This is a genomic window from Asticcacaulis sp. DW145 (assembly GCF_037101385.1).
Taxonomy (GTDB): Bacteria; Pseudomonadota; Alphaproteobacteria; order Caulobacterales; family Caulobacteraceae; genus Asticcacaulis; species Asticcacaulis currens.
Genome location: NZ_AP029026.1, coordinates 242,308 through 262,707, shown reverse-complemented (window position 1 = coordinate 262,707; position 20,400 = coordinate 242,308). Strand labels below are relative to the sequence as shown.

General features: G+C 63.4%; 16 protein-coding genes and 1 pseudogene. 12 read left to right on the top strand and 5 right to left on the bottom strand.

Annotation, left to right across the window (positions count from 1 at the left end):
• Positions 1–143 precede the first annotated feature (143 nt).
• Genes AACH73_RS18195 through AACH73_RS18185 form a run of 3 tightly spaced genes read left to right on the top strand, consistent with a single transcriptional unit; the run spans position 144 to position 2,518 of the window.
• Positions 144–566, top strand: coding sequence for a DUF350 domain-containing protein (locus AACH73_RS18195; RefSeq protein WP_338736427.1), 423 nt, complete (start codon positions 144–146; stop codon positions 564–566).
• 16 nt (positions 567–582) lie between these two features.
• Positions 583–1,299: a DUF1190 domain-containing protein gene (locus tag AACH73_RS18190; RefSeq protein WP_272741109.1), complete on the top strand. Its 717-nt coding sequence runs from the start codon at positions 583–585 to the stop codon at positions 1,297–1,299.
• 16 nt (positions 1,300–1,315) lie between these two features.
• Positions 1,316–2,518 carry a glutathionylspermidine synthase family protein gene (locus AACH73_RS18185; RefSeq protein ID WP_338736426.1) on the top strand — a complete coding sequence of 401 codons (1,203 nt, stop codon included), beginning with the start codon at positions 1,316–1,318 and terminating at the stop codon, positions 2,516–2,518.
• A 3-nt stretch (positions 2,519–2,521) separates the two neighbouring features.
• Here the strand turns inward: AACH73_RS18185 and AACH73_RS18180 are convergent, their stop codons facing one another.
• The 4 genes from AACH73_RS18180 to AACH73_RS18165 all read right to left on the bottom strand — a co-directional run bounded on the left by AACH73_RS18180 (position 2,522) and on the right by AACH73_RS18165 (position 7,469).
• The gene (locus AACH73_RS18180) at positions 2,522–2,932 is read right to left on the bottom strand and encodes a hypothetical protein (protein ID WP_338736425.1); all 411 of its coding nucleotides are present in this window, start codon (positions 2,930–2,932) and stop codon (positions 2,522–2,524) included.
• A 97-nt stretch (positions 2,933–3,029) separates the two neighbouring features.
• Positions 3,030–4,289, bottom strand: a complete 1,260-nt coding sequence (locus AACH73_RS18175; RefSeq protein WP_338736424.1) for an aminotransferase class V-fold PLP-dependent enzyme — start codon at positions 4,287–4,289, stop codon at positions 3,030–3,032.
• A gap of 70 nt (positions 4,290–4,359) precedes the next feature.
• A complete protein-coding gene (locus AACH73_RS18170) occupies positions 4,360–6,780 on the bottom strand; it encodes a TonB-dependent receptor (protein WP_338736423.1) in 2,421 nt (806 codons plus the stop codon).
• Between the two features lie 107 nt (positions 6,781–6,887).
• Positions 6,888–7,469: an HD domain-containing protein gene (locus AACH73_RS18165; RefSeq protein WP_338736422.1), complete on the bottom strand. Its 582-nt coding sequence runs from the start codon at positions 7,467–7,469 to the stop codon at positions 6,888–6,890.
• A 259-nt stretch (positions 7,470–7,728) separates the two neighbouring features.
• On the opposite strand from AACH73_RS18165, the gene AACH73_RS18160 reads away from it, so the two are divergent.
• The 9 genes and pseudogenes from AACH73_RS18160 to AACH73_RS18120 all read left to right on the top strand — a co-directional run bounded on the left by AACH73_RS18160 (position 7,729) and on the right by AACH73_RS18120 (position 18,669).
• Positions 7,729–8,853, top strand: a complete 1,125-nt coding sequence (locus AACH73_RS18160; protein ID WP_338736421.1) for a TIGR03364 family FAD-dependent oxidoreductase — start codon at positions 7,729–7,731, stop codon at positions 8,851–8,853.
• A complete protein-coding gene (phnX, locus tag AACH73_RS18155; RefSeq protein ID WP_272741101.1) occupies positions 8,843–9,625 on the top strand; it encodes a phosphonoacetaldehyde hydrolase in 783 nt (260 codons plus the stop codon). Before AACH73_RS18160 ends, phnX begins: the two co-directional genes overlap by 11 nt.
• Before the next feature lie 154 nt (positions 9,626–9,779).
• Positions 9,780–10,556, top strand: a complete 777-nt coding sequence (locus AACH73_RS18150) for a DeoR/GlpR family DNA-binding transcription regulator (RefSeq protein ID WP_338736420.1) — start codon at positions 9,780–9,782, stop codon at positions 10,554–10,556.
• A 244-nt stretch (positions 10,557–10,800) separates the two neighbouring features.
• Positions 10,801–13,590: a TonB-dependent receptor gene (locus AACH73_RS18145; protein WP_338736419.1), complete on the top strand. Its 2,790-nt coding sequence runs from the start codon at positions 10,801–10,803 to the stop codon at positions 13,588–13,590.
• A 128-nt stretch (positions 13,591–13,718) separates the two neighbouring features.
• A complete protein-coding gene (locus tag AACH73_RS18140) occupies positions 13,719–14,357 on the top strand; it encodes a sulfotransferase family 2 domain-containing protein (protein ID WP_338736418.1) in 639 nt (212 codons plus the stop codon).
• On the top strand, positions 14,354–14,968 hold the full coding sequence (locus AACH73_RS18135; RefSeq protein ID WP_338736417.1) for an aspartyl/asparaginyl beta-hydroxylase domain-containing protein: 615 nt from the start codon (positions 14,354–14,356) through the stop codon (positions 14,966–14,968). Before AACH73_RS18140 ends, AACH73_RS18135 begins: the two co-directional genes overlap by 4 nt.
• A complete protein-coding gene (locus AACH73_RS18130; RefSeq protein ID WP_338736416.1) occupies positions 14,965–16,875 on the top strand; it encodes a sulfotransferase in 1,911 nt (636 codons plus the stop codon). The genes AACH73_RS18135 and AACH73_RS18130 overlap by 4 nt, the downstream gene beginning before the upstream one ends.
• 3 nt (positions 16,876–16,878) lie before the next feature.
• A pseudogene (locus tag AACH73_RS18125) lies at positions 16,879–17,805 on the top strand (aspartyl/asparaginyl beta-hydroxylase domain-containing protein); the annotation flags it as partial.
• On the top strand, positions 17,794–18,669 hold the full coding sequence (locus AACH73_RS18120; protein ID WP_338736578.1) for a sulfotransferase: 876 nt from the start codon (positions 17,794–17,796) through the stop codon (positions 18,667–18,669). The pseudogene AACH73_RS18125 and the gene AACH73_RS18120, both read left to right, overlap by 12 nt.
• Before the next feature lie 32 nt (positions 18,670–18,701).
• On the opposite strand, the gene AACH73_RS18115 is transcribed toward AACH73_RS18120, so the two are convergent.
• A complete protein-coding gene (locus AACH73_RS18115; protein WP_338736415.1) occupies positions 18,702–20,354 on the bottom strand; it encodes an alkaline phosphatase family protein in 1,653 nt (550 codons plus the stop codon).
• Positions 20,355–20,400 lie beyond the last annotated feature (46 nt).

Genomic DNA, 20,400 nt, shown 5'->3' with positions numbered 1-20,400 from the left:
ATGCCCTCTATGATCGGCGCAGGGATTAGAGCGGATTTCGTTCAGATTGAACCGAAACTCCGCTCTAACCTTTTGTTTTGTCGCGCTTTTAATTCCGAAACCGTTGCACACGGTTCGGAAGGCGCTCAAAAGGGGGAACGCAAGTGATAAACGTCGAGTCACTGGCCAATCTGCCGGCCTATCTCCTGTTCCTGGGGACGGGGAGCCTTGTCTGGCTGGTGGGCATTACGGTTTATCTGTGGGTGACGCCCATTCGTGAGCTGGAAGAAATCCGCAAGGGCAATATCGCGGTCGCCATCCACTTCATGGCGGTCAGCCTGGCTCTGGCCCTGCCGATTCAGTCCGTCGGCCATTCGACCTTCGAGGCCGGCGACATGATCCTGTGGGGCGGCATCGGCATCGTGTCGCAGATCGTCCTGCACCTGCTGGTTCGTTTCTTCGGCAAGACCTTATATGCCCGCCTGACCGAGGCGGGTAACGAGAAGGGCGGCATCGCGGCAGCTCTGGCGCTGTCGGCCCTCAGTCTGGTGGTCGGGATGCTGAATGCCGCCGCCTTGTCGTACTGAGGCAGGGGACAGGACCATGACCCGGTATAATTCCACCAAAGCCTACAGGGCCGCCTATGTGGCCCGCCTCACCCGTCGCAGGGCGCGCTGGCTGGCGACACTGGCGACGACCGTTTCGGCTGTGGCCATGCTGAGCGGCTGTGAGGCACCGGAGGCGACGCAGACCTCTGACGCGGCACCCGTGACCGAGCAGATGAAGGTCTATAAGACGCTCGATGCGTGCAAGGCGGCGGAGGCTGATGACAAGCGCTGCGAAACCGCGTTCGCCGAGGCGTGGCAATGGCAGGGGCAGCAGCCGGGCTACACCGCCAAACAGCAGTGCGAAGCCGAATACGGGGTGGGTCACTGCGAAAGCCGCGCCAATCCGTCCGGCGGCAACTGGTTCGTGCCGCTGATGGCCGGTTTCATGATGTCCAATGCGATGAATCGTCTGTCACCGGACCCCTATGCCAGAGACCGCGAGCGTGAGCGCGACGGCGGCGGCGGGGGCTATCCGGTCTATGTCAACAGACAGGGCTATGTCTCCAGCTATGGGGGCGGGGGCCTGCGCCCGATGGGCTATCGGGTGTCGTCGCCCAGCGCATTGCCTTCATCTATCGAGGTCGAACGCGACCCGTCCGGGCGCGGCTATGCGGCGCGCGGCACCTCCGCGAAGACGCAAACCGGCTATCGCGCGTCCTCGCGCGGGGGCTTTGGCAAGTCCTCGGGCTTCCGGGGCGGTTGCTGCGGCTAAGCGAACGGGAACACGCATGGAACGCTGTCTGGTCCCGCCGCGCGCCAACTGGCAGGCGTGCGTCGAAGCCGAAGGGATGCTGTGGCATACCGCCAATGGCCTGCCTTACTGGCATGAGGGCGCAGCCTATCGCTTCACCGAAGCGGAGATCGAGCAGCTCCATGAGGCGACGCAGGCCTGTCACGACATGGCCCTGTCTGCGGTCGGGGCCATTATCGACAGCGGTGAGCTGGCCCAATATGGCTACGGGGCTGAGGCCATCTCGCTGATTGAGCGAAGCTGGCAGACCCGTGAGCGCGATATCTATGGCCGCATCGACCTCGCCTATGACGGCGTACACCCGCCAAAGATGCTGGAATATAATGCCGACACGCCGACCAGCCTGCTGGAGGGAGCGGTCGTGCAGTGGACCTGGCTCACTGATACCGCCGGGGCCGACGCGACGAACCAGTATAATGACATCCACCGCGCGCTGGTTGACCGCATGCAGACGCTGAAGGCGGAGCGTGATGCGGGCTTGCTGGGGGTGCGTCAACGCGGGGCCCCGCTGCACGTGGCCTGCGTCTTTCCGCACGATGAAGACACGGGGACCGTGGCCTATATCGAAAGTGTGGCGCGTGAAGCGGGACTGGAGGTCTGCTTTGTTCCTATGGATCAGATCGGCTTCAGCGAGGTCGAAGGCGGCACCTTCCTCGATCAGAACGATGGGCCCATCCGTCTATTGTTCAAGCTCTACCCGTGGGACTGGCTGCTGGCCGATGACTACGGCGCGCCCCTGACTCAGGCGGTCCTTAAAAACAGCATCCGTCTGTTTGAGCCGGCGTGGAAGATGCTTCTGGCCAACAAGCTGCTGATGGCCAGGATGTGGGAAATGTATCCCGACAGCCCCTATCTTCTGGAGACGCGCGTGAGTGATGCGGCGTTTCGCGCGGCCGGACGGGCCTTTGTGTGCAAGCCGGCACTGGGGCGTGAGGGGCAGAATGTATCGGTTTTCGCGCCGGACGGCGGGAACGCGACGGCGCGCACGGACGGCCACTATGCGGACAATGACTTTGTCTATCAGGCCTTTGCCGATCTGTTTCGTGACCCCGCCTCCGGAAGCTATGCGCTGATCGGAAGCTGGGTCATCAATGGCGAGGCTGTGGGCATGGGCATTCGCGAGAGCGATCATCTGATCACCGATGACCGGTCGCGGTTTGTGCCGCACCTGTTCAGGTGAGTCTTATCCCTTTGCGGCTGCCCTGGCCTGCTGTTTGGCCAGATCAATGTGGCGGCCCATCGCCTTGATAAAAGGGTGACGCGCCAGCAGGCGACGGCCCACAACAGCCACTACGACAAATCCGGCCCACACTTCCGGACGGTTCCATTCCGGATGCAGGTCGTAGATAAAGAATTTGAAGCCGATCGACAGCGCCAGATAGGGCAGCAGGATGGCACCCCAGCGCACGCATTCGTCCTTCAGAAAACCGCCTGCGCCTTCCGGATGAAAGCCCCACGCCTTATAGCTGACGCCCCAGCGGATCAGCACGATCAGGCTGACCACGATCAGTGAGATCACGGTGGAGATCAACACCATGGTCAGCGGGTGCGCGTGCTGCCAAGCGGCAGCGGCACTGTGCGGATCGGGCCCCATCTGTCATCCCCTCACTCTTGCCAACGATTGCACGATTAGGCCTCAAGCCCATCCGTCTGTCCACTAAAACTTGACGTTGCGGCGCGTGGCCGCCGTATCAGAGGGCGCGCAGCGCGCTCAGCAGCTTCGCCATATCGGCAGGGGTCGAGCTATAGCCCGGCGTGACGCGCACGCAGGCCCCGCCGTCAAGACCGGTGCGTGTCACAGTGAAGAGGCCGTGCGCCTCCATCAGACGCCTCGCCAGAGCCGTATGCGCTTCGGGAGAGGGATCGGCCTTCAGGCGCAGGGACGTAATGCCGATGTGCAGGCGCGGATCGGCGGGCGTCAGAATGTCAATCGTCTTCAGGGCGCGCGCCGGTTCGGCCCACAGATCGCGCAGATTGCGCAGGCGCGCTTCGACCGTCGCGGAGCCGAGCTTCGTGTGTAGCTCCAGGGCGTCGATGGCCGCCATTTGCGCGGAGAAATTGGCCGTGCCCGTATGGACGCGGGCGGAAACCGGATCGCGCGGATTGACGTTTTCGCCCATATAGGGGTCAATGGCCTCGACCCGGTCCTTGCGGATGAACAGGGCGCCGACGCCGACGGGTGCGCCGATCCATTTGTGCAGGTTGAAGCCTGCAAATTCAAAGCCTTCGGCGCGGACATCGACCGGGCTCTGGCCCCAGGCATGGGCGCTATCGACAATCGCATCGACGCCGCGCGCTTTCGCCATGGCGATGATCTCACGCACAGGCAGGCGCAGGCCGCTGCGGTGGCCGACATGGGTGAGCAGCATCATTCGGATCGCGGGATGGGTCTTCAGCGCCTGTTCGTAGGCGTCGATCAGGTTTTGATACGTGGCCGGATGGGGTAGGGCGAGGCGCACGACCTCAACCCCGCGCCGCGTTTTCAGCCACTGCATGGCCGTCTGCATACTATCGTAATCATGGTCGGCCATCAGCACCGCATCACCGGGTTTCAGGCGGTTGTAACCGCTGATCAGGGCGTGGAGCGCCTCGGTGGCGTTGCGCGTGAGCGCGATTTCGGACGCGTCGGCGTTCAGGGCCGTGGCGATCGTCTGACGCAGTTTGAGATAGTAGGGAACAAAGCCCCGCCGCGTGAAGGCCGCCCCTTCCTGATTGACCTGCGCCGTATAGCGGGCAAAGGCCGCTTCGACGGCGCGCGGCATCTGACCGAAGGCCCCGTATTCGAGATTGATCAGCCCCTCCGGTCGCGCCGGAAAGGCCTCAGCCACCCGCGCCCAGCCCGCCTCGTCCTGTGCCCCTGTGGGTGGCGTCAGCGCAGCGGGTGCCGATTGCGCGGCCGCAGTGGCGGGCAGCAGCGCCCCGACGGCGCTCAGAAGGTGGCGGCGATGCATGGCGTGCTCCTGAAAAACAGAAAAGGGACGGGCGCGAAACCCGTCCCTTGAAGGATAGTGTATCTTAAAACTAGAACCTGGCGTTCAGGCGCACATAGTACTGGCCGCCGTAGGTATCGTAAGGCGCGTTACGCGAATATTCGATACCGCGCGACGCCTGGAAGATGGCCTTTTCCGGGTACGCATCGAACAGGTTTTCCGCCGAAACCTTCAGTGACAGCTTGTCCGTCATATCCCACTGCACCGAGGCATCGACGAAGTTCATCGCGCCGAAGCGCTGGAAGATGTCGCCGGTCGAATTGCCGGTCGAGTCGGTCCAGCCGCCGTAGTGACGTGCGCGCACCTGATATTCGAACGCCCCCTTGCGGAAGGTACCGGTGAAGGTGGCGTTGTTCTGCGGCAGGCCTTCTTCGAAAACGCGCTTGGTGGTCGGGTTGGCGTTGAGCGTCCCGCCGGTGATCAGGGTCTTGTTGTTGTTATAGGCGAGCGTCAGGTTCAGACGGCCATCCCACAGCGAACGCACATAGGTGGTCACCACGTCGATGCCCTTGGTGCGGGTATTGTAGTCGTTGGTGTACCAGTAGACCGAGGTGAAGCTGGCGGCCGACGGATAGCCCTGCGCCACCAGCGCGTCCTTTTCGGCCTGGGTCAGGGTGATCTGAGAGGATTGACCCAGACGGTTGCTCACCTCGATCTGATACATGTCGAACGAGCCCGACAGGCCGAAATCGGTGCGCCAGACGAAGCCCGCGCTCTTGTTGGTCGACTCTTCCGGTTGCAGGGGCTTGGCACCCTTGCTGACGGCGATCGGGTTGAGCGGCGACAGGCGGCCCGTGGTGAAGAGTTGCAGGGTCACCGTGTCGAGGCCCTGCGACACGGCCAGCGAGTTGATCTGACCCGGTGTCGGCGCACGGAATCCCGTGGACCATGAGCCCCGCGCGGCGAAATAGGGCGTAAACTCGTAACGGGTCGAGACCTTGCCATTGGTGGTGCTGCCGAAGCTGTCGAAGTCTTCGTAGCGCACCGCACCGCCCAGCGTCCATTCCGGCGTCAGTCTGGCTTCGACATCGACATAGGCGGCGTTGCTGTCCTGCGACCACTCCCCGGCCTGAAGGTCGGAGAAGCCGGGGAAGCCATTGGCCCCGACGGCCAGACCGTTCTTGGCACCCGGCCCGACGGCGTAGGAAGCCTTGTCGCCGGCGCCCACCTTATAGGTTTCCTTACGGTGCTCGGCCCCGAAGGCGATATTGACCGGCTCGCTCAGGCCCAGATCGAGGCGATAGACGCCATCGGCATTGAGGGTGACTTCGCGCTGGGTCTGGGTGCCGAGGAAAAAGTTGAACGGCGAGGACGGGCCCAGAGAGGCGTTGATCGAGTTATAGAGGTAGAACTTGGTTTCGTTTTCACCAAGCGAGGCCGACAGGTCCCAGGTGAAGACCTCGCCGGTGTGGCGCACGCCGCCCACGGCCTGATAGTCCTGATACTTGGCCTGTTCGCGCGGCGTGAAGCCCAGCGGATAGACCGACTTCAGATCCCAGCCGGGGAAGGCGGGGGTGATGGTGAAGGCCCCGCCGACCGGGATACGCCAGTTGATGTCGTTGATGCCTTCGCCCTTGGCCGCCGTGGCAAAACCATAGGCTTCGGCAAAGCCGAGATTATAGGCGCCGTTGAGTGCCAGATTGTAGCTCTTGGTATCCGGCGCGCCCCAGTGCTGGACCGGGTTCGGCAGGACAACGCCCGGATTGGCCGCCTGATAGGCCAGGGCATCGGCGCGCTGATGGCTGCGCGAGGTCATTTTCGCGTCGGCCCACTCCACAGAAGCGGTGAGGAAGCCCTTGTCAAAGCGCGTCCCAGCCTTCAGACCGGCGCGCACGGTTTCGCCGTCGCCTTCATAATACTGCGAGCCTTGCACATAGGCGCTGACACCCGGACGCTCATCGAGCTGGATATTGATCACACCGGCAATGGCGTCTGAGCCGTACTGAGCCGAGGCCCCGTCGCGCAGCACTTCGACGCGACCGACGCTTAAGGACGAAATCTTGTTGAGATCGGCCCCTTGCGCGCCGCGCTGGCCCAGAAAGGCGGAACGGTGGAAGCGCTTGCCATTGACGAGAACCAGCGTCTGATCCGACGACAGGCCGCGCAGACGCGCCGGGCGGATGAACTGCAAACCATCCGACGACGGCAGCTTCAGCACCTGAAGCGACGGGATCACCTGCGCCAGATTGTCGGCCAGTTCCGCCGACGCGCCGTCCTGAACCGCCTTGGCCGAGATGACGTCGACGGGGGTCAGGCTTTCATACTTGGTGCGGCCCTTTTCACGGGTGCCGGTGACGATGATTTCCTGCGTCGTATCGGAGGCCGGCTGAGCCTGAGTTGCGGGCTGAACCTCCGCATGGGCCTGAGCGACCGGTGCCAGCAACAGGGCGGCCGGGAGGAGCGGCCACAGGGAGGTCGTGGCGCGCAGGGCGCGAGGAAAGGCGCTGAACATGTCTTTGTCCCCAAAACATGATGAATGATGGGGGCTTGCTAGGGGCGCTCTGCGACGCTTGAGTGATAGGAAAATGAATTTTTAATTATGGTGCGGCGCAGACTGGCTCACGCCTGAGCCGCAGAGGCCTGCGTGCCCAAGACGGCCGCAAGGCATTTGGTCAGAAACTGATCGAGGGTCGGCGTCACGGCATGAGGGTCCTTCGCCTTTTCGTCGATGCGTCGCAGGGTAAGGGCGTCCTGCGCATAGGGCAGGGCCAGAAAGGCCCGCTGCTCTTCGGGGCTCATCGGCCCGCCCTGTAAGGCCAGCGAAAGGACAGAGTCTTTCGACAGCGCGGCCTGATAGCCCGCTTCGGTTGCGCAGAGATAGCGCTTGGCCGCTACGTGCAAGCGGATCGGCTCGCTGACCGCGGGGGGAAAGCGCTCGGCCGCCCAGGCCGCGCCCAAGGCTTCGTGCCGGTCATCGACGCCCTCTTCGGCCGGCGCGTGGCCAAGGTCGTGGACCATATGCCCGACATCGTGCAGTAAGGCCGCGAGAACCAGAGCGGGCGAAAGCCCCTGCGCCTCGGCCCGTGTCGCCGATTGCAGAGCGTGCTGAAGCTGGTTCAGATGGTGGAGACCGTAGGCGTGGTGGCCTTCGCCCAGATAGATGTGGCGAATCTCGGCGCTCAGCGCCCCGGAATTTGTCATAATAAATTCATGTTCAAAAGGGATGCGACATTTGAAAATATTATATAGATGGCCCCTGCGGTTCGCAAGCCATGGCGGCGGCGCGGCAGGCAGGGGCAGAGAAATCACGCGGCAGCGCGCGGCTTTCGCTTTGCGCACAGCCTGAAAGCGCGGTGATCGTAAAGGTGTCGGGACCGCCTGTGGTCCTTTCAAAATCAGATATAATTATTCAATCTGATTTTATATGTATCTGAATTATGCGTGCAGAGGGGAGTATCGGGTGTACGATATAGCCATTATCGGTTCGGGGATTGTCGGATTGGCGCACGCGCTTATGGCGGTGCGGCGGGGCCTGCGCCCTGTGGTGATCGAGCGTCAGGCCGCACCCATAGGGGCTTCCATCCGCAATTTTGGCTTTGTTACCGTGACAGGGCAGGGCGAAACCGACACCTGGCGCCGGGCCCGGCGCAGTCGCGACATCTGGGCCGACATTGCCCCGCAGGCGGGAATTGAGATCGTGCAGCGCGGGCTGCTCGTCACCGCGCAGCGTCCCGAAGCGATGCAGGTGCTCGAAGCCTTTGCGGCGCATGAGATGGGGGCTGCCTGCCACCTTCTGACACCCCAAGCGGTGCGTGAGACCTATACCGGCATTGGCCCGGCCCTTGAAGGGGCGCTCTACAGCCCGCATGAACTGCGGGTGGAATCGCGCACGGCCATACCGCGTCTGGTGCAGTGGCTGGCGCAAAACGGCGTCACCTTCCGGTTTGAGACGGCGGCGCTTGCGGTGGACGGTACCGATGTCGTCACGCCGCAGGGGCGGGTGCGCAGTGACGCCGTCATCGTTTGTCCGGGCGATGACCTGACTCAGCTCTATCCAGACCTCTATGCCCGCCAGGGCGTGACGCGCAGTCAGTTGCATATGATGCGTCTGGCGGCTCCGGGCTTTGATCTGGTCTGCCCGCGCATGTCCGACCTGTCGCTGGTGCGCTATCGCGGCTATGCCGAGCGCCCGGAAAGCGCGGCGCTCAGCGCGGTGCTTGAGCGTGAGCAGAAGGCGCATCTGGACGCGGGTGTGCACCTGATCGTCACCCAGAGCGCGGATGGCTCGCTGATCGTCGGCGACAGCCACCACTATGGCCGTGCCCCCGAACCTTTTTACGACGTGACGGTCGAGGCGCTGATCCTCGAAGAGTTCCAGCGCGTGCTGGGTATCGAACCGCCGCCGGTGACCGAGCGCTGGCTTGGCACCTATGCCAGCGCGTCGGAAGACCTGATGCGCCTGTCTCCCTCTGAACGGGTGCGGCTGGTCGTGGTGACCAGCGGCACCGGTGCCTCCACATCCTTCGGCATTGCCGAAGAAACCTTCAATGACCTCTATGGCAAGGACCCTTCGCATGACCACTAAGCCCGCAAATCCCAAGGCCGTTATCTTTGACTGGGCAGGCACCATGGTCGATTTTGGCTCTCTCGCTCCGGTTATCGCCATGCAGCAGGGCTTTGCCGCTGCGGGCGTAGAGGTGAGCGAAGCGGAGGTGCGCCTGCCTATGGGGCAGGCCAAGCGCGATCACGTCGCGGCCCTGATGGCGCAGCCTGAGGTGGCGCAACGCTGGCAGGACAAGTGGCGGCGTCAGCCGACCGATACGGATATTGAGCGCATCTATGCCAATCTGGATCAGCTGATGCGGGCGGCGGGAACCGCACGGGCTACCCTTATTCCGGGGGCGCGCGCGACCTTTGAACAGCTCCGCGCCGCCGGTATCCGGGTCGGCTCCTCCACCGGCTATACGCGGGCTATGATGACCCCGATACTGGCGGCCGCGGCGGCGCAGGGCTATGATCCCGAACTGGTCGTCTGCGCCGGGGAAACGCCGCAGGGCCGCCCCGCGCCGCTGATGATCTGGAAAAACCTCGTCGAGCTGGGCGTGTGGCCGGCCGCTGAGGTGGTGGTGGTCGATGATGCTCCCGTCGGTATCGCGGCAGGCAAGGCCGCCGGCGCCTATACCATCGGCATCGCCGCCAGCGGCAATGAGGTAGGCCTGACCGAAGACGCCTTCGCCGCCCTCGATGCGGCCGAACGGACCCGACGGCTGGAGGCTGCCCGGACCACGCTTTATGCGGCCGGTGCCGATGCGGTGCTGGACACGGTGGCCGATCTGCCGCACTGGCTGGGGCTGTGACGGGCCGATTTCCACAAAGGTCACAAAATCCCACATCGTATCACACGCCTGTCACGCCCGCCCTCTATCGACGGACAGGCTTGCCCCGAAGCTGTTTGCACCGCGCATCGCCATTGACAGGTTGCGGCAAAACAAAACACAACAGAAGCGTCGTATGTTTATTCTCCCCCGGGGCCGTATGCTTCAGGATACCCGCCAATCCGAAATCTACAATCTGCTTCAGGTGCATCGGACCTGCACGATCACCGATCTGGCGCAACGTTTCGACGTCAGCGACGAGACCATCCGCCGCGACATCCGTCAGCTTGAGGAGGAAGGCTTCGCCTTCCGGGTGCGCGGCGGGGTGACGCTCAAGGAAACGGCGGCCGAAGCCCCCTATCTTGTGCGTCGCAACCAGAATGCCGAGAAGAAACAGGCTATTGCGCTGAAGGCGGCGGCCCTGGTCGAAGACGGCATGACCATTCTGATCGACTCGGGCTCGACCTCCTACTGGCTGAGCCGGGCCCTGACCAAGCCGCGCAATCTGACCGTCATTACCAATGCGCTCGATGTGGCGCGGGAAATGACCGGCCGCAATGGCTGCAAGGTGTTCTTTGCCGGGGGCGAAATCGACTATGACTATCAGTCGTGCTTTGGCCCGGACACCGAAGCCTTTATGAATCGTTTTACGCCGGAAATCGCCTTCTTTGCCATCGGGGCGGTGGACTCGCGGCGCGGGCTGCTCGACTTCCACTATCCCGAAGCCTCGCTGAAGGCGGCCATCTGTGCGCAGGCCTCGCGCGTCGTGGCTCTGGTCGATTCCACAAAGTTTGAGCGGCAGGGCATCATCAAGGCGCTCGATTTCAGGCAGATCGACATTTTCGTCACCGATCAGACACCGCCGCCGCAATTGCTGACGGCGCTGAACGAGGTTGAGGTCCTGATCGCCTAGGCCCTACCCTAGGGCGCATGTGTGCGGATTTAGCCGCGAGCGTGTGTGGAAAAGCCCTGAAAACGCGGCTTTTTTCGTGTTTTGCCAACACCGTTGCACAAAAACCTCACAAAAACTCACATTTTCACTGCCGAAATACACATCTGTCACAAACCGCGGCTAAATGTGTCCTCCGCAGCCGGCCGCGGGGGGCATCTTCCGTGCATCGCGATCGCTCGGCGCGCTCATCCACGGAGACATTCCTATGAAGATGCTTATGACAGGGGCCGCCGCCGGCGCGCTGTTCTTCATCGCTGCGCCGACCTATGCGCAGACCACCACCCCGACCGCTCCGAAGGCGGGTCAGGCCGAAAGCGACACGATTGATACGGTTGTCGTCACCGGCTATCGCGGCTCGCTGACCAAGGCGCGCAAGCTGAAGCGTGAATCGAACGTCATCAAGGATGTGATCGTCGCCGAAGACATGGCCAAGTTCCCGGAACTGAACCTCGCGGAATCGCTGCAACGCCTGCCGGGCGTGCAGATCAACCGCGAAGCCGGTGAAGGTCGCCGCATCTCTCTGCGCGGTCTGGGGCCTGACTTTGCCCGCGTGCAGCTCAACGGCATGGAAGTGCTGGGCAATGTGGACTCGGCGCAGGACAGCCGGGGTCAGCGTTCGCGCGACCGCGCCTTTGACTTCAACATCTTCGCGTCCGAACTCTTCTCGCGCGTCGAGGTCGAAAAGACCTATCAGGCCGCGCAGCACGAAGGCGGCATGGCCGGTACGGTCGGTCTGTTCACGGGCAAGCCGTTTGATTACCCGTCGGGCACCAAGGGCGCCGTTTCGGTGAAGCTCGGCACCAACGAGTACACCAAGGACACCCAGCCGCGCATCGCCGCGCTCTACAGCCGCAACTGGGACGACAAGTTCGGCGTCGCCCTGTCGATCGCCTACGGCAAGCGCGAAACGACCGAGCAGGGCCACAACACCTATAACTATTCTAAGCCCAGCGCCTCGACCCTGGCGGGTCTGGTGACCAAGGGTCTCAACATTTCCAAGCTGAGCAGCGCGCAGCAGGCCAAGTTCCTGTCGGGGGATCTCTATTTCGCCGACGGCAACCGCATCTCCTCGTGGAACGCCAAGATGGAGCGTCTGGGCCTGACGGCCGCCGTGCAATGGAAGCCCGCTGAAAACGTGCTTCTGACGCTTGACGCCCTGCATGGTCAATTCACCACGGAGCGCAGCGAACTGCACCTGGCGACGCGCCCGCTGGCTTCGACCGGCTCTGTGGCTTTTGATACCGCCGCCAGCACCGTCTGGCCCGCCGCCTTCCAGACGAATTCGGTGATCAACAATATCGCCTGGGACAGCACCAACTACGTCACGATGACCGACGTGACGAACATGACCTTCGGCAGCGAAAACCGCCGCTCGCGCAACGAAAACCGCTTTGACCAGCTGGTGCTGACGGGCAAGTGGGATGTCTCCGAGCGCCTGTCGTTCGACGGCCATATCGGTTATGAGAAGTCCACCTACAAGACGCCTTACGACGACAAGCTCTATATGCGCGCCAAGGGCAACCTGATCGCCAACTACGGTTCGGACGGCCGTTCGGCGTCGTTCCAGTATCCGGGCTGGGACACGACCAATCCGGCCAACTATGCGCTCGATTCCTTCTACTACCGCGGTTTCAACAACTCTTCGGAGCTGAAGGAAGCCGTCTTTAATGGCCGTTACTCCCTGTCGGACGTGTGGACCCTGCGTGCGGGCGTGGCCTATCACGAGTTCACCCAGGACGGCATCGACAAGTTCTATGACGACAACGTCAACGGCACCCGCAGCAAGATGCGTGGCAAGCCGGTGGCCGACGTCACGACGGTCTTCACCAACAACTTCGGTTCGTGGCTGATCGGCGACTACGCCAAGACCTTTGCCAAGTATAACGAATATCACCGCTTCGGCCCGAACACCGACGGCACCGGCGGCGCGCTTCAGGACATCGAAAACGTCTATACGACCAGCGAAAAGACCACCTCGGTCTATGTGCAGGCCGATTGGGACAGCGATATCGCGGGCAAGCGTTTCCGTGGTAATGTCGGCCTGCGCGGCTATCAGACCGACACCAATTCGACGGGTTGGATTCAGGGCGACTCCTACGCCTATCTCGGCACGACCGACGTGGACGGCAACTATAGCGGCGTCCTCCCGACGCTGAACACCGTGCTTGAAATGACGCCGGAAGTTCTGGTGCGCTTCTCGGCCACGCAGAACCTGAACCGTCCGGGCATGGGGTCGATGGCCGCCAAGGGCAGCGCCTTCAAGGATGACACGAGCGGCGAAATCAGCGCCTCGCGCGGCAATCCGAACCTGAAGCCCTATAAGGACACCACGCTCGATCTGGCCGTCGAATACTATTTCGGCAATGTCGGCCTGGTGTCGGCCGGTGTGTTCCAGAAGGACGTCAAGAACTTCATCGGGTCTGCCGATTACAGCACCAAGGACAATAACGCGCTGACCTTTGCTCAGGCGGGTATCCCGATCTCTTCGATCCCCGGTGCGACGGCGAATACGATCATCAACGACTTCTCCATGCCGATCAATATCGAGGGCACGCAGCGCATCAAGGGGATCGAACTGGCCGGTCAGGCGCAGTTCACCTTCCTGCCCGCGCCCTTCGATAAGTTCGGTATGCAGGCCAACTATACGTCGCTGGATATCCCGGAAAAGATCACCGGCATTTCCAAGACCAGCTATAACGCCACGGTGTTTTACGAAACCGATCTTTGGGGGGCGCGCGCCTCGCTCAGCCATCGTGACCTGTGGTACAGCGGTCGCAACGACTCTGTGATGAGCGCCAGCACCCGTGGCTTCGAAGCCGGTACCTATGTCGATGCGTCGGCCTTCTGGAATGTCAGCAAGAAGGTTCAGCTCACGCTGAACGGCATCAACCTGACCAATCAGAAGGACACGCAGTTCTGGGGTCAGAACCGCTACCTCTATAACCAGAACCAGAGCGGTGCCACCTATATGGTCGGCCTCAGCTACAAGTTCTAAATCAAGGACGGGACACGGGTGCGCGGTCGTTCACAAGATGGCCGTGTGCCCTGCCGCCCCTTCCGGTAATCCGGCGGACGCCCTCTTCTCAGGAAGGGGGCGTCTTCCGCCTTCTGTTCAGAGCGTTCATGATCGTCTCTCACCGTCACCGCTTCATCTTCGCCGCCGTCCCGAAGACCGGCACCCATTCCGTGCGGCAGGCCCTGCGCGAGCAGATGGGGGATGAGGATGTCGAACAGGTGGGCCTGTTCGTCAACAAGCGCTTTCCGTGGGACGATCTGGCCGCCATTCGTCACGGCCATCTGTCCCTGCAACAGGTCCGCCCCTATCTGGGCGAAGAGGCTTTTGCCGCCTATTTCAAATTCGCTTTTGTGCGCAATCCGTTCGACCGTTTCGTCTCCTACTGCGCCTTCATGACGCGCGACAGCGACGTCTTTGCGCAACGACCCCGCGACGTGATGCACCACTTCCTGTTTGTCGCGCCGCCGGAGGGGCATATCCTGTTTCAGCCGCAATCGGCCCTGCTGGTCGATGCGGACGGACGCACCCTTCTGACCGACCGCGTCGGACGCGTCGAAGACATGCAGGGTTCCTATGACGCCATCTGTGCGCAGATCGGTCTGGCCACCCGCCCGCTCGACCGCGTCAACGGCAGTCGTCACGGGGATTATCGCCACTATTATGACCAGAGCTTGCAAGACGCCGTGGCGGCGCGCTACGCTTTGGATATTGACCTGTTTGGCTACACGTTCGAAGGCCTGAGATGAGCGAACCCGCTGCCAATCCGCGCAAGACGACGGGTGTGCGCGCGCTCGGGAAGGTCGATGTGGCGGCCCTGACCGAGGCCGTTCTGGGCATCCCCGAAGCCGTGTGGACAGCGGAAAATGCGGCCAAGCCCAACAAGTTCGGCGTGTTGGAAGACACCCGTCACATCGTCTTTCGCTTTGTCGATAGTCCGCGCGACTGGCGCGGGTCGCACGACCGGCCGCTATGGGCGGGTTGGCGTGCCCAGCTTGAGCCGGTGCTTGCAGCGGCGGTGCGCGACTATGGCTATGCGCGCGGCGTCTTTCCGCGCGTCATGCTAGCGCGTATGCCGGTGGGCGGTGTCATCCAGCCGCATATCGACGCCAATCCCGCCGCCAAATGGCCGCACAAGATCCATGTGCCCCTGACCACAAATCCCGGCGTCATCTCCTTTTTCGGTGGGGCGGAGCGCCATTTTGGGGTGGGCGAAGCCGTCGAGGTCGATAATCTGGGGCCGCACTGGGTGCGCAATACGGGCGACTGCGACCGCATCCATCTGATCTTTGAATATTACGACGCCGACCAGCCGGACCCGGCGTGGCTTGAGCCCTTTTTGCGCGGTGGCGCGCGATGAGCACAATGGCCGAGCGTGACCGTCGCCTGCGCGACGCGCAGACCCTGCGTGCGCAACAGCGGCTGCCCGACGCCCTGCACGCCCTGTCACAGCTGGAAGCCCTCTATCCGCGTTTCAGCCGCCTTTATCAGGAACGCGGTCACTGCCAGATTCAATTGGGCAATGCCCCGGCGGCCATCGACGCCCTGCGTCAGGCCGTGGCGCTCAATGCGACCCTGCCGGCCAGTTGGGATATGCTGGCGCAGCTTTACCGCCTGAGGGGCGACAAGACACAGGCGGAGGCCGCCGAGCGGCATCTGGAGACGCTGCGCCAACTGCCGCCGGAAATCGTCGTGGCCAACAGTCTCTATGCCGACGGCGATCTGGAGCCGGCCGAAGAGGTGCTGCGGGCCTATCTCGAACAGGCGGACGGTAATGTCGGGGCCTTGCGTCTTCTGGCGCGTATCTGCTTTGAGCGCGGCGCGTCCGCAGAGGCCGAGGCGCTGCTGGCGCAGGTGTTGGAACTGGCGCCCGACTATCACGCGGCGCGCTTCGACTACGGCATGGTGCTGCTGCACCTTCAGAAGCCCATGGCTGCGCGGCAGGAGGCCCTGCACCTGCTGCGTATTGAGCCGGATAATCGCGACTATCTCAAACACTATGCCGCGGCCTCGGTGGCGCTGGGCGATCATGAGCCGGTCATCGACCTCTATGCACGGTTGCTGGCCACGACGCCCGCTGTGGGAGCAGAGGCCGCCGACCTGCGCCTGTGGCGGGCCAATGCGCTGAAGGTCACGGGGCGTCAGGCCGAGGCGATTGCCGACTATCAGGCCTCGCTTGTCGCGCGGCCCGACAATGGCGTGGCGTGGTTCAGTCTGGCCAATCTCAAGACCTACCGGTTCTCCGAGGCCGATATGGCTCGCCTGCGCGCCGCCGAAGCGCGGCCGGATACGCAAGCGATGGACCGCATCTATCTCAACTTCGCTCTGGGCAAGGCGTATGAGGATCGCGGCGACTATGCCGCCTCCTGGGCGCACTATGAACGCGGCAATGCCCTGCGGCGGACGCTGAGCCGCTGGCGGCCGGAGGTGGCCGAGGCGTGTGCGCAGCGTCTGCGCACGGTCTTCACGGCAGAGGTGTTCGGTGCCCGGGCGGGCTTCGGCGTTGACGACGCCGACCCCATCTTCATTATCGGCCTGCCGCGTTCGGGCTCGACCCTGATTGAGCAGATACTGGCCTCGCACCCGCAGGTCGAGGGGACGCAGGAGCTGACCGAGATCAGCCGTTACGTGGCCGAACGCTGCGGGCGTGATCCGGAATGCGGCCTTCCACTTGAGCCCGAAGCCCTGTTACGGCTCAGCAAGACCGAGGCGCAGGCGCTTGGGGCGCGGTATCTGTCAGAGACCCGCACCTACCGGCGGCTGGGGCGACCGGTGTTTCTTGACAAGATGCCCAACAATATCTGGCATATCGGCCTGATCCAGCTCATCCTGCCCAGGGCGAAGATCATTGAAGTGCGGCGCGAACCGATGGCTTGCGGTTTCAGTAATCTCAAGCAGTTGTTCGGCACCACCAATCAGGAATTTGCCTACGCCGCACAGGACATTGGCCGCTACTATCGCACCTGTCTGGAGCTGATGCGCCACTGGGACACGGTGCTGCCGGGTCGCGTCCTGCGCGTGTCTTACGAGGATCTGGTCGAAGATCTGGAGGGCGGGGTGCGGCGTCTGCTCGACTATTGCGGCCTGCCGTTCGATGCCGCCTGCCTGCGTTTTCACGAGACGCAACGCAGCATCCGCACCCCCAGCTCCGAACAGGTGCGCCAGCCCTTAAGCCGTGCCGGCCTTACCCAATGGCAGGCCTATGCGCCGTGGCTGGGTGATCTGCGCGCCGCGCTGGGCGATGCCGTAAACCGATATCGGGAGTAGCCGATGCGTCTGTCGCGTCCCTTCTATCAGTTGCCCGTCCTGTTCGATGTGGCGCGTTTGCAAGCTGAGGTCGCCGCCCTGCCGCCGCAGGCCTTTGTGCCGCATCCGGACCGGGTGCCGGGCAACAGCGCCGTGCGCCTGATCAGTGCCGAGGGGCAGGAGACCGATGCCGTGCACGGCACGATGCGCCCGACGCCGTGGCTGGAGGCCATGCCCTATCTGAAGCAGGTCCTTGCCGGGTTTGGTGTCGTGTGGAGCCGCTCGCGCCTGATGCGTCTCGATCCCGGTACCGGCGTGCCCGAACACGCCGACATCAACTATCACTGGCACACCCGCGTGCGGCTGCACATACCGGTTTTTACCCGCCCCGAAGTGCGCTTTCACTGCGACGGCGAGGCCGCGCATATGGGCGCAGGCGAGGCGTGGATTTTCGACAACTGGCGGCGGCACCATGTGGAAAACCGTGCGGACCATCCGCGCATCCATCTGGTGGCCGACACGACCGGAACGGCGGCCTTCTGGCAATTTGCCACGGCCGCGACACCGCCGCGCGATCAGTGGCCGCGCGTTGCCTTCGACCCGCAGGCGCAGATGCCGTTGCTGACCGAAACCAATGAGCGCCCGGCCGTCATGCCCGCCGCCGAGGTGCAGGGGCTGGTTGAGGATTTACGCGGCGAGCTGGTGACCACGACGACGCAGACGCAAGGCGAGGCGTTCCATACCCTGCTGGAAAATTTTGTATTCGACTGGCGGCAACTGTGCGCCCTGCACGGCACGTCGGGCGAGGGGCTCGACGCCTTCCGGCATCTGGCGACGGCTGTTCAGGTCAGGGCGGGTGAGTTGTCCGAGGGACTGGTCATGCGCACCAATGGGGCCAGCGCCCGGCTGGTGCTCGAAAAGCGCGTCCTGCAACACCTGGTGGCCGAACCGCAGCCACGCGCCCCGGCTGTGGTGCGGTCAAAGGCTAAGGGGCCGCTGGACCGCCCCGTCTTTATCATTGCCGCGCCGCGATCGGGCAGCACCCTGCTCTATGAGACCCTGGCCGCGACGCCCGGCTTCAACAGCTTTGGCGGCGAAGCCCACTGGCTGATCGAGGATCACGCGGACTTACGTCCCGGCGCGCCGGGGGTTGATTCCAACCGGCTGGGGGCGGCCGAGGCGACGCCTGACCTGATCGCGGCCATCCGGGAAATAGCCTCTAACCGGCGGCAGGGTCCGCAGGGCGCCCCCCCTTCAGAGGGCGCCCCGCTGCTGGAAAAGACGCCCAAGAACGCTTTGCGCATCCCCTTTCTGAAGCGGGTCTTCCCCGATGCGCGCTTCATCTTCCTGTGGCGTGATCCGCGCGAGAACGTCAGCTCGATCATGGAGGCGTGGAAGGCCGGGGGCTGGGTCACCTATCGCACCCTTCCGGGCTGGGAGGGGCCGTGGTCGCTGCTTCTGCCCCCCGGCTGGCAGATGATGAGCGGGGCCCCGCTGGAGACGGTCGCCGCCTGGCAGTGGCGCAGCGCCAACCAGATCGCGCTCGATGATCTTCAGTCCCTGCCGGATGACGACTGGACGGCCGTGGCCTACCACGATTTTCTGGCCGATCCGGGGGGCGTCACGCGCCGCCTGTGCGACTTTGCGGGCGTGGCATTTGATGCGGCGCTTCAGGCCCGCACCGCTGCCGCCCTGCCGCTGTCGCGCCATACCCATACCGCGCCTGCGGCCGACAAATGGCTGCGTAATCGCGAATCCATAGAGCGCGTGCTGCCGGGCCTTGAAGCCCTGTGGTATCGGCTGGCGAACCTGTAGGGCTCAGGCGACCCTGAGCCCTCTCCATCAGGCTATTTCACAGGCGTCAGGCGGTTGGCGTCGATGAACTGACGCGCGACGCCCGGTCCCTGATAATAGGCCCCGAGCCACGACCCGCCGCCGCCATTGAAGTATTCGACGCGCACGCGGTGCTTGCCGGGCGTTAGGTCGGCCGAGCCATTGGCGCTGACGACGCCATGGTCGCCGTCATTATCGACGACCGTGCGCCCGTCGATATAGAGCTTGCTGCCGTCGTCAGACGCCAGAATGAAGCCATAGCTGCCCGCCGTTACGATGTCGAGATCGCCTTCGAATACCACGGCGACATTGTCCGTCTGCGGCAGGGTGAGGCCGTCGAGACTGAACTCATAGGCATGGCCGCTGGCGATGGGACTCAGGCGGCTGAAGTCCGGCAGACGCCCCGTCCCTTCCGGCAGGGCGTAGGCGTGCCAGGTGACGCCCTTGGGGGCGGCGGGTGTGTCCTGCACAAGACGGAAATAGCCGGTCGTCGGCACGCTGGCCGGTTTGCCGTCCACGAACAGGGCGGCGCGCACGATGGTCGATCGGGTAATGGCCACCGGTTTCGAATAGAGTGTCGAGGTGGCCGTCGGCGTGCTGTTGTCGAGCGTGTAGCGCACCTCGCCCGCCGGGTTCGGATTGCGGATAGTCAGGGTCGCGCCCTTGTTGACGAACAGGCCGCCGGAGGGCGAATTGCCCGCATTGACCGGCTCGATAACCGGCATGGCGTAGAAGCTGCTGGTGCGATAGACCTGATCCGGCGCGGGTTCGCCTTCCAGCGCCAGAGCCACCGGACGCCCCAGCCACGCATAGGGGATTTTCACGTCCAGCAGCCTGGCCACAGTGGCGGGCGTGTCGAAGGTGTTGATCGGCTGATCCACATCGCGGCCGGCGCGGATGCCGTGGCCATAGGCAATCCACGGGATTTCCAGCTCCGCCAGACTCTCGCCGCCATGCCCTTTGCCGACGCCACCATGGTCTGAGGTGACGAGGATGGTCGTGTCCTTGTCGATCCCGGCGTCAACGGTCGCCTGACGGATGAGGCCGATCAGGCGGTCGGCCTTTTCGACGGCCTGATAATATTGCGGCGTGCCGTGCCCGTCGGCGTGTCCGACATGATCGACGTGATCGAGGTGGATGAACAGGAGGTTGGGCTTCTTGCGGCGGATATAGTCAGCCGCCAGACTGGCCGTTTCGTCTTCGGTTTTCGGGTTCACGTCGTAATCGACGAAGCGATGGTCATAGAGATTGCCAAAGCCGTCCCACTGATAGATCGAGCCGACCTCCCACTCCGGGTGCTGATCGCTGACGATCTGAAACAGCGACGGGAAGAAGCCGCCCGAACCGGTGACCGAGGTCGGGAAGTTGAAATCCCCGACCTGCCAGTCGTTCTTGGTCACACCGTGCTGCTCCGGGCCGGCGCCATTGAGGATAGAGGCCCAGTTGGCGGCGCTGGTCGTCGGCAGGACGCCGCGCGCGTGCAGGCTGGAGCTGCCCGTCTTCATCATCTCGTGCATGACCGGTGTTTTGGCGGTGCGTACGCCGTCCGTGCTCATGCCATCGACGCCGATGATGATGACGTGGCGGGATGGTTCGGCGAAGGCAGGCGTCGCCAGAGCCACCAGAGCTGTGGCGGCAAGGGTAAGAGATCGCAGATTGCGTAACATCGGGGACTCCGGTCCTGAGACAAACCGCGCGCCCTTCCGGCGCGCT

Coding starts and splice junctions, on each gene's coding strand:
- AACH73_RS18190 (WP_272741109.1), top strand. CDS start 583: ATGACCCGGTATAATTCCACCAAAGCCTACAGGGCCGCCTATGTGGCC.
- AACH73_RS18185 (WP_338736426.1), top strand. CDS start 1,316: ATGGAACGCTGTCTGGTCCCGCCGCGCGCCAACTGGCAGGCGTGCGTC.
- AACH73_RS18180 (WP_338736425.1), bottom strand. CDS start 2,932: ATGGGGCCCGATCCGCACAGTGCCGCTGCCGCTTGGCAGCACGCGCAC.
- AACH73_RS18175 (WP_338736424.1), bottom strand. CDS start 4,289: ATGCATCGCCGCCACCTTCTGAGCGCCGTCGGGGCGCTGCTGCCCGCC.
- AACH73_RS18170 (WP_338736423.1), bottom strand. CDS start 6,780: ATGTTCAGCGCCTTTCCTCGCGCCCTGCGCGCCACGACCTCCCTGTGG.
- AACH73_RS18165 (WP_338736422.1), bottom strand. CDS start 7,469: ATGACAAATTCCGGGGCGCTGAGCGCCGAGATTCGCCACATCTATCTG.
- phnX (WP_272741101.1), top strand. CDS start 8,843: ATGACCACTAAGCCCGCAAATCCCAAGGCCGTTATCTTTGACTGGGCA.
- AACH73_RS18150 (WP_338736420.1), top strand. CDS start 9,780: ATGTTTATTCTCCCCCGGGGCCGTATGCTTCAGGATACCCGCCAATCC.
- AACH73_RS18145 (WP_338736419.1), top strand. CDS start 10,801: ATGAAGATGCTTATGACAGGGGCCGCCGCCGGCGCGCTGTTCTTCATC.
- AACH73_RS18140 (WP_338736418.1), top strand. CDS start 13,719: ATGATCGTCTCTCACCGTCACCGCTTCATCTTCGCCGCCGTCCCGAAG.
- AACH73_RS18135 (WP_338736417.1), top strand. CDS start 14,354: ATGAGCGAACCCGCTGCCAATCCGCGCAAGACGACGGGTGTGCGCGCG.
- AACH73_RS18130 (WP_338736416.1), top strand. CDS start 14,965: ATGAGCACAATGGCCGAGCGTGACCGTCGCCTGCGCGACGCGCAGACC.
- AACH73_RS18115 (WP_338736415.1), bottom strand. CDS start 20,354: ATGTTACGCAATCTGCGATCTCTTACCCTTGCCGCCACAGCTCTGGTG.